General features: G+C 46.1%; 14 protein-coding genes. 1 reads left to right on the top strand and 13 read right to left on the bottom strand.

What is annotated here, in order from left to right:
* Positions 1–13: 13 nt before the first annotated feature.
* From AC1DOV_RS18235 to AC1DOV_RS18225, 3 genes are all read right to left on the bottom strand, one after another.
* Positions 14–1,741: a phospho-sugar mutase gene (locus AC1DOV_RS18235; RefSeq protein WP_477550667.1), complete on the bottom strand. Its 1,728-nt coding sequence runs from the start codon at positions 1,739–1,741 to the stop codon at positions 14–16.
* Positions 1,742–1,774: 33 nt separating this feature from the next.
* The gene (gene fabZ / locus AC1DOV_RS18230; protein ID WP_056631018.1) at positions 1,775–2,206 is read right to left on the bottom strand and encodes a 3-hydroxyacyl-ACP dehydratase FabZ; all 432 of its coding nucleotides are present in this window, start codon (positions 2,204–2,206) and stop codon (positions 1,775–1,777) included.
* A gap of 175 nt (positions 2,207–2,381) precedes the next feature.
* A complete protein-coding gene (locus AC1DOV_RS18225) occupies positions 2,382–2,915 on the bottom strand; it encodes a CDP-alcohol phosphatidyltransferase family protein (protein WP_475444823.1) in 534 nt (177 codons plus the stop codon).
* A 245-nt stretch (positions 2,916–3,160) separates the two neighbouring features.
* Between AC1DOV_RS18225 and AC1DOV_RS18220 the strand changes: the two genes are divergently transcribed.
* Positions 3,161–5,368, top strand: a complete 2,208-nt coding sequence (locus tag AC1DOV_RS18220; protein WP_477550666.1) for an Ig-like domain-containing protein — start codon at positions 3,161–3,163, stop codon at positions 5,366–5,368.
* Positions 5,369–5,513: 145 nt separating this feature from the next.
* On the opposite strand, the gene AC1DOV_RS18215 is transcribed toward AC1DOV_RS18220, so the two are convergent.
* The 10 genes from AC1DOV_RS18215 to AC1DOV_RS18170 form a co-directional block, all read right to left on the bottom strand.
* Positions 5,514–5,831 carry a DNA-directed RNA polymerase subunit beta gene (locus AC1DOV_RS18215; RefSeq protein WP_083681610.1) on the bottom strand — a complete coding sequence of 106 codons (318 nt, stop codon included), beginning with the start codon at positions 5,829–5,831 and terminating at the stop codon, positions 5,514–5,516.
* A gap of 16 nt (positions 5,832–5,847) precedes the next feature.
* Positions 5,848–6,690, bottom strand: coding sequence for a flagellar hook-basal body protein (locus tag AC1DOV_RS18210; protein WP_076266220.1), 843 nt, complete (start codon positions 6,688–6,690; stop codon positions 5,848–5,850).
* A 32-nt stretch (positions 6,691–6,722) separates the two neighbouring features.
* Entirely contained in the window at positions 6,723–7,586 is an 864-nt protein-coding gene (locus tag AC1DOV_RS18205; RefSeq protein WP_076266221.1) for a flagellar hook-basal body protein, read from the bottom strand.
* A gap of 175 nt (positions 7,587–7,761) precedes the next feature.
* Positions 7,762–8,754 (bottom strand): rod shape-determining protein MreB, encoded by a 993-nt coding sequence (mreB, locus tag AC1DOV_RS18200; RefSeq protein WP_477511491.1) that lies wholly within the window; start codon positions 8,752–8,754, stop codon positions 7,762–7,764.
* A gap of 124 nt (positions 8,755–8,878) precedes the next feature.
* Positions 8,879–9,166, bottom strand: a complete 288-nt coding sequence (gene spoIIID / locus AC1DOV_RS18195) for a sporulation transcriptional regulator SpoIIID (protein WP_054025430.1) — start codon at positions 9,164–9,166, stop codon at positions 8,879–8,881.
* 192 nt (positions 9,167–9,358) lie between these two features.
* Positions 9,359–10,105 carry a M23 family metallopeptidase gene (locus AC1DOV_RS18190; protein ID WP_076266223.1) on the bottom strand — a complete coding sequence of 249 codons (747 nt, stop codon included), beginning with the start codon at positions 10,103–10,105 and terminating at the stop codon, positions 9,359–9,361.
* Between the two features lie 82 nt (positions 10,106–10,187).
* Positions 10,188–11,378 carry a stage II sporulation protein D gene (gene spoIID, locus AC1DOV_RS18185; protein ID WP_477550665.1) on the bottom strand — a complete coding sequence of 397 codons (1,191 nt, stop codon included), beginning with the start codon at positions 11,376–11,378 and terminating at the stop codon, positions 10,188–10,190.
* A 125-nt stretch (positions 11,379–11,503) separates the two neighbouring features.
* Entirely contained in the window at positions 11,504–12,694 is a 1,191-nt protein-coding gene (locus tag AC1DOV_RS18180) for an ABC transporter permease (protein ID WP_339205386.1), read from the bottom strand.
* Positions 12,636–13,403, bottom strand: coding sequence for an ABC transporter ATP-binding protein (locus AC1DOV_RS18175; RefSeq protein ID WP_477511487.1), 768 nt, complete (start codon positions 13,401–13,403; stop codon positions 12,636–12,638). Before AC1DOV_RS18175 ends, AC1DOV_RS18180 begins: the two co-directional genes overlap by 59 nt.
* Entirely contained in the window at positions 13,400–14,905 is a 1,506-nt protein-coding gene (locus AC1DOV_RS18170; protein WP_477550664.1) for an efflux RND transporter periplasmic adaptor subunit, read from the bottom strand. Before AC1DOV_RS18170 ends, AC1DOV_RS18175 begins: the two co-directional genes overlap by 4 nt.
* Between the last annotated feature and the right edge of the window lie 74 nt (positions 14,906–14,979).

Raw genomic sequence — 14,979 nt, 5'->3', positions numbered from 1 at the left:
GTTAATTATTGTACTATTCGGTAGAGTCTACCCGTTCCATAACGGAGGCTTGCAATGTTTGCAGCGCCTCAACAGCAGCATCCTTCGACTCACTTTTAACCGCAAAATAAACTTTGATTTTTGGCTCCGTGCCAGATGGACGAAGGCAGAACCATGAGCCATCCGCGCGCAAATATTTCAATACATTTTCCGGACGCAAGCCATCTTGGCCTTTGCCGTAATCAAGCACACGCTCCACTTTGACGCCGCCGATTTCTGTAGGCGGGTTTTGACGCCAGTCATCCATAATAGCGCCTATTTTTTGTACGCCATCAAGTCCCTTAAGTGTACGCGACTCCAAGCCTTCCAAATAGAAGCCATGCTCAGCGTATAACTCTAAAAGAACATCATATAGCGTTTTTCCTTGACTGCTATAATAAGCTGCAGCTTCAGCAATTAATAGCGCAGCAACGACCGCATCTTTATCACGCGCATAAGTTCCTGTTAAATAACCGTAGCTTTCCTCGTAGCCAAATAGGAAGGTATGCTCTCCTGTTTGCTCATAACGAGTCATTTTTTCACCAATATATTTGAAGCCGGTCAACGTGTTCTCAACCGCTACACCATAGGAACGGGCAATATCTGCGCCTAGTTCACTTGTTACGATCGTTTTGATCACTACGCCATTGTCTGGCAGCTGTCCACGTTCCTTCAACTGGCTTAGCACATAATGAACCATTAGCGCACCCGATTGGTTGCCAGTGAGTACTACGTACTCGCCCTCATTGTTTTTCACAACCGCACCCATACGGTCTGCGTCAGGATCAGTACCGATAATGATATCAGCATTCACCTGCTGCGCCAGTTTAATCGCAAGCGTGAACGCTTCGCGCTCTTCCGGGTTAGGAGACTTTACCGTGCTAAAATATCCATCCGGCTGCTCTTGCTCCGGTACGATGTGTACATTTTTAAAACCAACCTTTTTCAACACTTCGCGAACAGGCATGTTGCCTGTGCCATGTAGAGGTGTGAAGACAACACTAATTTTTTCTCCAACTTCACCTTTAATAAGATCAGCATTCAAGCTCTGAGCAACAACCGTATCAATAAATTGTTGATCGGCGTCATCTCCAAGCCAGCGCAGCAATCCTTTTCCTTCCGCTTCTTCGCGGCAAACCCGTTTCACTTCATCGAAACCCGCGATTTGACTGATAGCAGAAATAACTTGTTCAGCTTCCTCAGGAATAAGCTGGCAGCCGTCAGCGCCATATGCTTTGTAACCATTATATTCAGGTGGATTATGGCTAGCCGTAATGACAATTCCACTTGCTGCATTCAGCGCACGTACCGCAAAAGAAAGCTGTGGTGTTGGACGAAGCGCCGTGAACAAATAAGTAGTGATGCCGTTGCCCGCAAGCACAAGCGCTGCATCGAGTGCAAACTCAGGTGAATTATTGCGGGAATCGTGAGCGATAACAACAGAAGGAGCCGCTCCATCCGCCGATTTGCCAGCAAGCAGCCAATTTGCAAGTCCCTGTGTTGCTTTACCAACCGTATAAGTATTCAAACGATTCGTTCCTGCACCCATTACGCCGCGCAAGCCGCCCGTACCAAATTCAAGGTCGCGATAAAAGCGATCCGTAATTTCTTTTTCTTGTCCTTCAATACTGCGAAGCTCGTCCTTTGTTCCTGCATCAATCAACGGATCATTAAGCCACGCCTCATATTTAGCAATAACATTAGCATTCGTTTCGTTCGTCATATTTAGCAGCCTCTTTCATTCATGAATTTTAATTTATGAAGGATTAGATAAAGCAAACATAAGCTCGCCTTCGGCAACGATCTGATCGCCAACCCGTGCTGTTCCTTGTCCTTTTCCAATAGAGCCCTTCAGCCTTGTAATTTGGACCTCAAGCGTCAACGTATCGCCAGGCTTAACTTGACCGCGAAAACGGAAGCCATCGATGCCTGCAAAAAAACCAAGCTTTCCACGATTGGCTTCAATCATCAGCATCGCTACAGTACCTACTTGCGCAAGCGCTTCTACTATAAGCACGCCTGGCATAACCGGATAACCCGGAAAATGACCAACAAAGTAAGGTTCATTCATCGTAACATTTTTAAGACCGACTGCGCGTACGCCTGGCTCAACCTCCAAAATACGGTCGATTAGCAGAAATGGCGGGCGGTGCGGAATGATTTCTTGAATTTGGTTAATATCCAACATGAAAAAAAGCCCCTCTCAATAGTTAAGTTAGGTAGTATAAAAAGTGTCATTCTGTACGACACTATACATATCCCTCATAAACTGCAGTTTATGAAGGTTAAGATAAGAGGCTTGGCTGCTTGGACCCGAAGTGTCCTCCGCCAAGCCTCTTTGTTCATATGTAGTGACTTGATGATCACGAATGTCCAGTAGGTGTTTCTGTTATGTGTTTATTCAGCGCTTTAAACATGACGATATACATCATTGAAGTAATGAATGAAAAGCCAATAACGCCCCACAAATAAACATGAGCATTCGGCGCTTCAAAGAAAATGAGCATTATCGCTGCATAAAAGAGCACAGTTGTCAGCTTTCCCATCCAGTTGGCAGGCACCGTCTTTTTCCCTCGGAAGTGAAAATAGAATCCCCCCGCTATCATGCCCAAATCGCGCAAAAACATCGCTGCAGCCGCAGCCCAGGAAATATGGCCGGATACGAGCAGCGATACAATAACAGTGATCAGCATCATCTTGTCTGCAAGCGGATCAAGCATCATTCCAGCCGTTGTAATCTGACCGGTTCTGCGTGCGATATAACCATCAAGAACATCGGTAATACCGGCAGCAACCATAATCAAAAAGGCAGGAATCATATGTCCTTCCGCAAATATCACGATGTAGACAGGGATTAATAAAAAACGCAATGATGTTAATAGATTCGGCAGATTCAACTATTCACGCTCCTCTACCTATAACTGACGGTCCACCATGGTTCCCAACTATTATACAACTACCTCCCGTAAAAATAAAACTATCCGCTGTTCCTAATAAGCGGAACAAATTGCAGAAGTTAGTTCTAACTGACTATTTGCAATTTTTTTATGTATACATTTTGTGATCGTTATTCATTTTCACCATCTTCTTACCGTTATAAATAGAATACCAATTACTTTAAACAAGAAAGGACAGGGATGTAGTGAATTTTAGTTTACGCTTGAATAAGTCGTTGAAAATAACTCGCAGGTGGCTTGCAGCTACAATTGCAATCGTAATGGTTATGACTTCCATGACCGGCATTGTCAACGCAGCAGAAGATACGGTTACCGGCCTTGATTTCACCTATGACCCATCGGATTACAACAGCAACACATCATCACTGGAAACATTTGTTGAAGATGATAAGGTTAATCTAGCCGTTTTCGCAACAGGTTCAGGCACTAGAAAAGATGTTACTGCCGATGCGACATGGAAATCATCCAATACCGCTTTCGTCAAAGTGGAAAAAGGCGTCTTAACAGGTGTGGGCAAAGGAACCGCAACGATAAGCGCTACTTATAAAGGCTTCACCATTTCTATCAAGGCTTCATCAGACTATATCTATGATTCCGTAAGCTTGATGCAGAACGGAGTAACCGCTCCAACAACGCTGGATATCGAGATTGGTCAAAATCTGGTCTTCACGCTAAACGGCTTGAAAGGAAACAAAGAGCCAGAAAATGAGACACGCAATGCTGTTTGGACAACATCGAATGCTGCGATCGCAACCGTAGATGAAGGTGTTATTAAGCTGCTAGGTGTTGGGGCCGTTACAATTACGGCAAAGTATAAAGGCAAATCCGATGCAATTACATTAAATGTAACTTCACCTTACAAGTCGATTACGATCGATTCAGGCACTTCTGGCAAGCTCGTCGAAATTGACATCGGCGATGAAGACAAAGTATTAACGGCATCCGTCGATCTGAAGACAGGTGGAACGCTTCCCGTAACAGACGATGCTAAGTGGGTAAGTTCTAATGAAAAAGTAGCAACGGTTAAAAAAGGCGTTGTCGCAGCGGTAAGCGCTGGAAAAACGACGATTACGGTATCCCACAAAGGGGTTAGTACAACGATCGATGTGGTCATACGTACACCTTACCAATCAATCAAGCTCTCACCAGAGAAGGAATACCATCTACAGCTTCAGGACAAACCACTACAGGTACGAGCAGATGTTTTAGATAATTTTAATAGTAATCCTGAAAATGTGACTGATAAAGCCGATTGGACGTCTTCAAACGTTGTAGTCGCTACTGTATCAAATGGATTGGTTAGCCCTAAATCCGTTGGTTCTGCTAAAATTACAGCCAGCTACAAAGGTGTAAGCCGCAGCATCGAGATTACAGTGTATCCGAGCATAACTGAACTTAGTATTGAAACGGAAACTATCGATGGTTATACCGATATTAGCGAGGATCTTCCTAGAGTCATGGCAACAACATTTGATGGCTCGAAGGTAGATGTATCCAAAATCGTAAAATGGTCATCCGCAGATGAGAAGATTGCAACGATTAAAGATGGTCAATGGACAGCCAAAACACTCGGAGAGTCCGTTCTTACAGCATCTCTTCAAAACTATAAAGCGGATGTAAAATTAGTCGTTCACATGAAGCCGTTAAAGCTGATTGCCGACGTTAAGGAACTTAGCATTATTTTAGGAAAAGAAACGCCTTTCCCTTCCGTAACCGTTATTAATGAAGACGGAGAAGAAGAGAATATTTCAAGCAGAGTGAAATGGAAGGCTTCATCAGACGATATCGTATTGAAAGAAACGACGATGAAGGGCTTAGATGTGACAAGCATCACGCTCACTGCTACATACCTGACTAAGAGCGTAACGGTACGTGTAAGAATAGAGGAAGAAATCGTCAAGCTTGTTGTTGACCCTATCTCTCTAGACCTTTACCCTGGAAAATCCAAATCCGTTAAGGTTACAGGTTACTACAAGAGCGGCAAGCAGGTTTCACTAGGTTCAAAAATGAACTGGGAGTCTGGCAATCCTAATATCGCAACCGTTAGCAGTACCACTGTTAAAGGAATTGCCGTAGGAACAACTAAGATTACTGGTTCATACCAAGGCAAAACGGTCATCGTTCCTATCGTGATTTCGCCTAAACTGAAATCACTTGTTCTATCCAGCAAATCGGTTCAGCTCAGCCCGGGAGGAAGCTATTCGGCTAAGCTGCAAGCTAACTTTACGACTGGAAACCCGGCTGACGTTACCGACAATGCCGTTTGGACATCCTCCAAAGCGAGTGTCGCAACCGTGGCTAATGGTAAAATCATTGCAGTTAGCAAAGGTTCCGCCTCCATTAAAGCAACCTATGCAGGTAAAAGCGTGACGATTAGAGTAAGTGTAAAATAGTTCAAAAATGCAGCAAGTGAGAAGCTCGTTATCTCGTTACACGACGAGTTTCTCACTTGCACAAATAATGTAGGCTATCAAAAAAAGGGATGCCCGCTGCGCAGCATACACTGCAAAGCGGGCATCCCTTCTTCTATTTAATTGATTACGATTCAGCAAACACTAAGTCATAGAGATGCTGCCATGTAGCCCAGCTAAAAACCTCATCCTCAGGCTGCTTGCCTATTACAGCGTAACCAATGTACAAGCCTGCCACAAGCATAATGATCATTATGAGCGGTACGATGCTTTTGCGCAAAAGCCACAGCAGCATGCTTACCCCTTTGGGCCGTTGCTTCTTATTGGAGCTCTTCTCTTCAGCCTTCACGCGACTGGCGCGCTTCTGCCTCCCTGAGCTTTTCTCTTCCGCTTTACTCCCGGATCCGCTTGCTTCGTGGTCCATTCGCTCATCGGCCATACTCATTCACATCATCCTATCCTTATGCGCGCAGCCCGTTGGTAAGACTCATCATCGTATCACTTGACGATAACGCTCTAGCTGCCAATTGATAAGCGCGCTGCACATTAATAAGCTCGGTGATCTCGTCCGTCAGCTCGACATTTGACTGCTCCAAGTAACCTTGACGCAGCACAATGTTATTTTCCGAGTTCGGCACGGTCTGCTGCACGACATCACCAGCATTAATTCCGTTTGCAACGACAAACAGGTTATCAGAAACAGCAGTTAGTGCCGCAGGACGCGAAGCTTGGAGCAGCTTAATGCTGCCAAGCGGAATTGTGCGCTCGGAAGATACTCCTAGCACCGTTCCATCTGGATTAACCCGTAAACTGTACCCTTGTGGTACTACGATATTGCCCTCAACCACGTTTCCTGTCACAGCATTTCTTACATTAGCTACGACTGGATATCCGTCTTCCGTTGCCAAAATCGTATCACCGTTTGCGCCGACCGTCAACTGAAACGCTCCATTGCGTGTATAAGCACGGTTGCCAGCGTTGTCCACTTCCACCTCGAACAATGCATTTCCCTCGATCGCAATATCCGTGTCCTTATCGGTTCCCTGCATTGGACCTTGGGACAAATTAGGCTGAACCATTGTCATTCTTGAGCCCCAGCCTTGTGTGAAATCCATCGGCGTTTTACGGCCAGGCTGATTGAAAGCTTCCGGCTGAGTTCTTAAGTTCGTTAGAAGATCCTCAAAGGTAGCTTCCTTCTTTTTGTAACCAACCGTATTCACATTAGCTATGTTATCCGCTAGAAGATCCAGCTTTTGTTGAAGACCATTCATCGATACCATAGCGTTAATCATTGAACTGTTCATGTTTCGTGCACCTCCGCTACTTCAACCTGTTGTTACACGCGACCGACTTCGTTGACGGCTTTGCTTAAGCTTTGATCATAAAATTGGATAACCTTCTGGTTAGCTTCATAAGCACGCAGCGCCGACATAAGGTCAATAGCTGCTTGCGCGGTATCAACATTAGAACGTTCTATGTAGCCTTGTCTCACTTCCACGCGTTCATTCGGAGCGATAGCGACAGCTTCGCCGCCCTCTCCCGAGAATCGGAAGCTTCCGTTTCCTTCGCGCACAAGCATATTCGGATTATCAACACGGCTAATTAGCAATTGAACGCCGATATCTTGCCCATTGGCATCAACGAAGCGCTGATTATCAGTCAGTACAAGTCTGTCTAGACCTACACCGGCAGGCATCCGAATCGGCTGACCATTCGTTCCAAGCACGCTCGAGCCGTCACTTCCCATAAGAAAGCCATCCTCGGTCAGCGTAAACTTCCCGCCCCGCGTATACCGAACCTCGCCATTTTGATCCTGTAGTGTAAAAAAGGCTTGAGGCTGAAAAGTAATCTCTCCGTCCGGGCTTATATTTTTACCGGAAGCGTCAAAGGACAACCCGTCTACTTCAATGTTGGAGATCAAAGCAAAGTCAGACGAGTTGTTCGTCTGTGTCAGATCGCCCTGCAAATGAATAGACAAGCTTTCTTCCGCAAATACACCGTTAGTCAGTTTACCGATCTTGGTGAAATTTTCCGGACCAGCGCCTGTCAATGACAGCATCATCTCCGGAAACGAACGAGTTACAGCGTTTGTCTGCTTATAACCAGGCGTATTAATATTCGAAATATTGTTCGTCACCGTATCATGTCTGCGCTGCTGAGAAATCATGCCTGACGCCGCGGTGTACAATCCTCTTAACATCCGTTGTTACCCCCTTAGTGCTTCCAATCGATCCTAGCTATATATGTTATCGGTTGAAAGCAAGGCTGCCTGAATAGCTTGTCCATGCGACCTATGACTCATTTACGCCTCGGCTACGCCCCCCTAAGGCTCCCTACCCGCGCAAATCATCTATTATATAAGCCGCATACGGTCTTTACTTCTTCCCGAGCTTGTCCAAGTTATCTAGAAGGATTCCGGTTCCCTTAACGACGCAGTGCATCGGATCTTCCGCAATAAGCACAGGCACTTTAAGCTCTTCTGCTAGAAGCGAATCTAGTCCGCCAAGCAAAGCGCCTCCACCTGTCAAAATAACACCACGGTCAATAATGTCCGCTGACAGCTCAGGCGGCGTGCGTTCCAGCACAGCCTTAGCAGCCGATACGATGGACATTACGGAATCCCAAAGCGCCTCACGAATTTCTCCTGAACGAATCGTTAATGTGAGAGGAAGGCCTGAAACCATGTCGCGACCACGAATATCAATCTCTTCCTGTTTTCCGCCCTCTAGCACAGTACCAATTTTAATTTTAATATCCTCGCTTGTTCTTTCACCGATTAGAAGCTTGTATTTGTTCTTGATAAACTTCATAATCGCATCGTCAAACTTGTCCCCTGCGACTTTAATGGAGGAGGCAGTGACAACGTCGCCCATAGAAAGAACGGCTACATCTGTCGTGCCTCCGCCAATGTCAACGACCATATTGCCGCTAGGCTGGAAGATATCCATTCCAGCCCCTATCGCAGCGGCTTTTGGTTCATCCTCAAGAAATACTTCTTTTGCTCCGCTGCGTTCTGCAGCTTCACGAATAGCCTTCTGCTCTACAGAAGTAATGTTGGTTGGAGCACAGATAAGAATGCGGGGACGGCTAAACCATTTCCGTCCCTCCACGCGATCAATAAATGCTTTAAGCATAATTTCCGTAATTTCAAAATCCGCAATAACACCATCACGCAGCGGACGAATCGCAATAATATTGCCCGGCGTTCTGCCTACCATGCGATGCGCTTCCTCGCCAACTGCCAGCACGCGTTTTGAATCACTCTCAATGGCAACTACAGAAGGCTCATCGAGAACAACGCCTCTTCCTTTTACATGTATGGATACATTAGCAGTACCAAGATCAATCCCAATATCCTTGCTCAACATAAGGCTTAAGTCCCCCAACGAATAATAATTACAAAACGTACATTTGGTTCCCTTGACACAGAAACCGCTAACGTTTATTATTCGCCAAAAAAGACAAAATTCCTCTATAATTCGTGAAAAAACTTCAATGCTTGCCTGCTGCGAGTACTTCACGCTTTTTTGTACTCGTTTTTTTATATTTAATTTTGGTCGCTTCTCCCCCCCTCAGATGCCTAATCGATTTGTGGTACTCGAGAATGTGCTTTACCTGATCGGCCAAATCGGGGTTTATTTCAGGAAGCCGCTCAGTTAAATCCTTGTGCACAGTGCTTTTAGACACACCAAACTCCTTGGCGATCGTCCGCACCGTATGCTTCGTTTCCACGATGCAGCGGCCTATTTTAATGGTTCGCTCCTTAATGTAATCGTGCACGTTCCCGCCTCCCTACTCGAGATAGTTTGGTACATTATATGAGTAGGCACCGTATATATTCGTTGTGGCCAAGCTTGACAGGCAGGAATGTGAATAAATTTTCATAAAAACGTAAAACAGGCAGGGAATTGCTCCCCGCCTGTACGACTAAAGTCCTATTTTTACTAACCTGACGTTATGGTTTAACTTGTATTACTCTTGGACTAACGAGCTTGGGTTTATCGCCTTGCCATTGCTTCTTGTTTCATAATGAAGGTGGATGCCCAAATCGCGTTCCAAATCATTGCGACCGGCTTTTGCGATTATTGTTCCTTGCGTAACATCATCGCCTTCTTTAACTGTTACATCCGCTAAGCTTTGGTAAACAGTCACTAGACCGCCCTCATGTGTGATTTCGACGGAGTTGCCATTAGTTGGATGCTGCTCCACATAAGTAACCTTGCCTGATAATGCTGCAAGCACATCAAATGTTTTTCCATTTGGGTCAACAAAGTCGATACCCATATGAGGAGAGAACTTGTCACCCGTTTGGATCAATGCAGCTTCGCGTTCTGCGTCACTTGCTTTTGCATCGTAGAATGGAAGCTCTTCTTTAAGCACTGTTTTGTCAGCTAGCGGCCAATGGATCGATTCGTTGGCAGCAATAACTTCTTGCACTTCTTCATCCTTGCCTTGCGTTCCTGACGCTTCCCCTTGTGTAACTTCAGAAGGCTCGGTTTTTCCTGTTGTCGCTGTCGGTTTTGTATCCGCCCCCTGATAGATCCACATTAAGGTTACGATAATTGCTGCCGCGGCCATGAAGATTGCTGGAGATACCCATCGCTTTGCAAAAAGGTTCTTCCATCCACTGCTAGATTTGGCGGCAGACGTTCCTCCCAGAACAGTTTTGGGAGTTTCTTCTGGTCTTTGCTTCGGTTTACTTTGATTTTGATCATTCATTTTCTATCACCTCACTAGCCATTGTTACCAGATCTGCTAGGTTTATACGTGAGGTGAATACGAAATATTGAAAGAGTTCAAATTACGAGCGAGCTCTCAGCACTTCCGATAGCTTCGAAGCTTGTTCCACTTGAACGCTAGAATAATAATGAGCCAGAATAGCTTCGGCTTTTGCCCCTGATTGCGCCATTCCATTGGCTCCCCACTGGCTCATGCCGACTCCATGCCCATAACCAAAAGTCGTTATGGATATCGATTTATCTTTTATATTCCAAATAAATTGAGAGGAAGCAAGTCCTAGCAGCTCTCTCACTTCTCGGCCTGTGAACGTTTTGTCTCCGATAATCATCTTGCTGATTCGATTTCCTTCCGTCTTCTCTATTACACGAATAGAAGGTTTGGCAGAGTTCTTCTTTGATACTCCTAGCTTACTGTAAAACTCGTTAAGTGACAGCTTGACCGTTTCTTTATATTTCGGCGACAGCTCTTTGTCCCATGGGCTTGCCACGCTGCGCAAATATGGAATTTCTTGCGTCCAATAGTCCTCCGAATTTTCAGTGAATCCATTGCTGGTAGAGAAGAAAGCGGCATCTATCGGTTCGCCTTTATAAGTGATAACCTTGCCCTTCGTCTGAAAGATCGCTTCATTAAGCTTGCTCATATTGTTTTTCTGCTCATTCTTTGGCCATTTGGCTGCAAGCTCTGCAACTGAAATATACACTTGATGATCGGTCGTGTCCGTCACATCCGCTCCTTTTACCGGAACTCCGCTGTCATTGCCAAGAAAAATTCTACGAATCATATACGTACGTGCTGCAATGGCTTGCGCCTTTAACGCCTCAAGCTCGAAGCCGATTGGCATTTCCGCAGCTACTACACCGCGAACATACGCTTCAAGCGGAACTCGCTCTATCCGCTTTTCCTTCGTCAAATAAACACGAATGACAAGACGATCAATCGCATCCAGCGTTTCTCCATTCTTCCCATCACCAGCCGTTGGCCGATTTAAAAGATCATTTTCAGAAGATGGAATGAGCGCATCCGCATCATCCAACACGCTCGTTTTCGGTATCGCTTGGCTGCCCGCTTTAATAGCAGCATTGTCTGTTAAAGACCTAGCAGCCTGCGCATCGCGAAGCTCATCAACTGAAAGTCTTACTAGAATGACAGAAGCACCAAGCATCGCTCCGATTGCAAACAAGGCCATCGGTCTGCTTGTCCGTATACGATCGATCATCGAAACTATTGAAAACGTCCCTCTTCTTCGCCTCATGTGCTCTCCTTCCATCTTGGCCGGAAAAAGGAAGCAGGAAGCAGCTGCCGCCGCCCCCCTCTCTCTTAATACGGGTCCTGATGGTTCATTCTATGAGCACAAATAATAGGGTAGAACCTTAAAGTCTAATCATGGCGAAGCGCGTCAACCGGCCGCAGACCAGCCGCTTTATTTGCAGGCAAATAGCCAAATATAACGCCTACGAGGGCAGAAAAGACAAAAGCTAACCATACAGTATCTAAAGGTACTTCCGTTTCCGTCTTCATAATCATTCCAATAGTAAAAGAGGCGATATATCCAAGTCCAATTCCTAGTGCGCCTCCCAAACCGCTGATGCACACCGCCTCTACTAGAAATTGAAACATAATATCCCGCTTTTTTGCTCCCAATGATTTACGAATGCCAATCTCTCGCGTTCGCTCTGTTACAGACACTAGCATAATATTCATGATGCCGATTCCACCTACGATAAGAGAAATGATCGCTACATAAATGAGCTGCCTGTTCATCGTTTCATTAACGGAATTTAATGTTTTCATCGCTTCCTCTTGATTAAACACCCTGTAGGCATTCTCATTGCCTCGGAATTTCTCATAGAGAACAGCTTCTACGGCAGTAACCGTCGCAGCCATACGATCTATATCCGAGACAATTAAGTTAATAGTAGAAACGCCGCTTGTTTGAAATATTTTCTGAGCCGTCGTTATCGGAATTAATATTTTCTCGTCATTTGAGCCGCTGAGTGAGCTTCCTTGCGATTCCAGCAATCCAACAATCGTGAAATTATAACCGTTAATAGTTATCTTTTTCCCTACTGCCGCCGCAGGGTCCACTCTCTCATCCTCAAATAAATCCTTCGCGGTCTCCACACCAATAAGCGCAACCTTTGTGTTGTTTGTTATATCTGGAGAGGCGATATACCTGCCATCCTGTACGGGAAAGCTTTTCACTTCCTCATAAGCGGCGGTTATTCCTTCTACGGTAACGGATACCTGCGTCTTGCCGTATTTCGCATATCCTGTTGTGCTCGTCACAGGCGCAACACCCGCAATATTCATAACATCACCAAGCTCATTCGCTTCATCGACTGACAGCGTCGTAACTGTTCCACGTCCAAGTATATTAACGGAGAGCGAGTTAGGGCTGCCAAGGGAAGATACCTGCTTAGCCACTTCATTGGAGGAAGCCTTTCCCATAGCAACAAGCGCAATGACCGTTGCAACACCAATCAATATACCGAGCATCGATAATATTGTTCTAAGCTTGTTGGATAAGACGCTCTTGACTGCCATCCTGAGACCTTGCGTAAGCTTCATCGCTGTCCCTCCTCTCTTGCTCCCGCTCCGTCAACACCCCATCCCGAATAATGACCGTACGGCTTGCTCGTTTGGCTACTTCCATATCATGTGTAATCAAAACGATAGTCTGACCTGAGCGATGCAGTTCATCCATCATATTGAGCACTTCCATGCCTGTCTTAGAATCAAGCGCACCTGTTGGTTCATCGGCAAGCAGTATGGGCGGATTAGTCGCCAGAGCGCGTGCAATGCCAACACGCTGCTGCTGCCCGCCCGACAGCTCGTTTTGGCGATGGTTCATACGATCACCGAGCCCTACTCTATCCAGCGCTTCCATCGCACGCATACGTCTCTCCTTGCCCGGCAGCCCCCGATAAATAAGCGGAAGCTCGCAGTTCTCAAGTGCTGTGAGCTTCGGAAGCAAATGATACCCTTGAAAAATAAATCCAATTTTTTTATTTCGTATTTCTGTCAGTTTATTATCGCTTTGTCCAGTCACCTCAAGCCCCTCAAGCTTGTAGCTTCCTTCGCTCGGCAAATCAAGACAGCCAATAATATTCATAAGCGTCGATTTTCCAGAGCCGGATGGACCCACGATGGCTAGAAAATCACCGCGTGCAACCGTAAGTGAGACCTCATGGAGCACTGTCATTTTTTCACGCGCCATCGTATAAAACTTCGTGATCTTGTTCATTTCTATTAATGGAGCATTCAGCGTTGAACTCATCGTGGACCACCTGTTCCAGTCCGCATTCCTCCGCCCATGCCTCCTGGGAAGACCATTACGTCGCCAGCAAAGCCGCCCTGCCGCATTGTCATCTCCGCAGAGCTGCTGCCCATGCCAGCCGTTCCTTGGGCAATCGGAACAAGCACACTGTCCCCTTCTTTTAGCCCTGAGACAATTTCCACAAAATTTTCATTGCTGAGTCCTGTGGTCACCTCAACCAGTTGGCCGCCAAGCGCATCCGGCATGCGGCCGCCACGACCGCCAGCTGCAAATCCGCCACCAGCGGCTGCGCGACCTGCTCCCGATTGACCTGCTGAAGCCGTTCCATCAGCTGCAATGGATTGGCCTGCGACTGCTCTTGAACCATTACCTTGCGCACCCTGAGCACCTTGCCTCACAGCTCCTGTTCCCGTTCCCCCCGTCGGAGCTTTCTGTGCTCCGCTTGTTGTATTGCCTTGTCCGGTCGCCGTTCCTTGTTTCCCGTCTACAGCTCCACCAGGAGCAGCTGCCCCTTCTTGCTGCTGCCCAGCCTGTCCAGCGCCTGCCGATGTACCCGCTCCGCCATTTTCAGACGGAATACGAACGAAAGACCTTGTGCCCATTTCGACGACAGCATTTACTGGTACAAGAATGATGTTTTCCTTAGACGCAATTGTAATGGCTGCCTCACCAGACATCCCCGCCTTCACGCCTTCAATGTTCTTTAGCAATAAGTTCACTTCAAATGAAGATGAACCGTTATTGGAAGTACCCTCCATCGCAATATCCGATACGGTTGCATTGATCTTCTTGTCAGTCAGCGCGCTTAAGGACAAATCTGCCGATTGATTAACCTTTAAAGCAGATATATCAAGCTCATCCACAGATGTCACAAATTCTAGCTTCGTATAATCTACAATTGTAGCTATTGCCGTATTGGCATTCACCTCATCGCCTACCTCAATAGACATTTCGGTAACTTCGCCATCTATGGAGGCTGTCACTACTTTTTCCTCTTTTGCTTGTGCTTCATAGATATCTTGTAGTTGATCCTGGTAGTCTGCGATCTCATCGTTTGCATTTTTAATATTCTTTTGAAGCGATGCCTTCGTGGCCTCTTCATTTTCAGTGCCCGTTGCTTCCTTATAGCTTTGTTGGTATTCAGTAATCGTTTCTTGTAGTTTTGTGATGCTTTTATTGATCGATTTAATTTTGTCATCATTGTCGTCCGCAGACTCAAAGGTAACAAGAATTTGTCCCGCTTTAATCTTATCTCCTTTTTTGACATTCACAGTAGCTATGGTGCCGCTCTTGCCAGCAGTCACCGATTCCCTCGAATTAGCTGCTACCGAACCTGTCCCGCTAATTTGTTTTACGATTGACCCTTTTGTCGCCTGCACCGTCAGAGACGTAGGCATTACACCTGCTGCTTCCTTATCCTTAGCAAAATAAAAATAATAGGCACCTGCTCCAGCCGCGGCTAAAATGATTAAAATGCCGAGCCCTATCGTCCACTTCTTCATCTGCTTTAATCCACCTTCCATTGGTCTTAGTGAGATCGACTATAGCATTCAAAAATGAACGGAAGATGAACAAG

This window comes from Paenibacillus sp. 01T47 (assembly GCF_056398245.1).
Note: the sequence above shows the minus strand (reverse complement) of the source record. Positions and strands in the feature narration are given on the sequence as shown.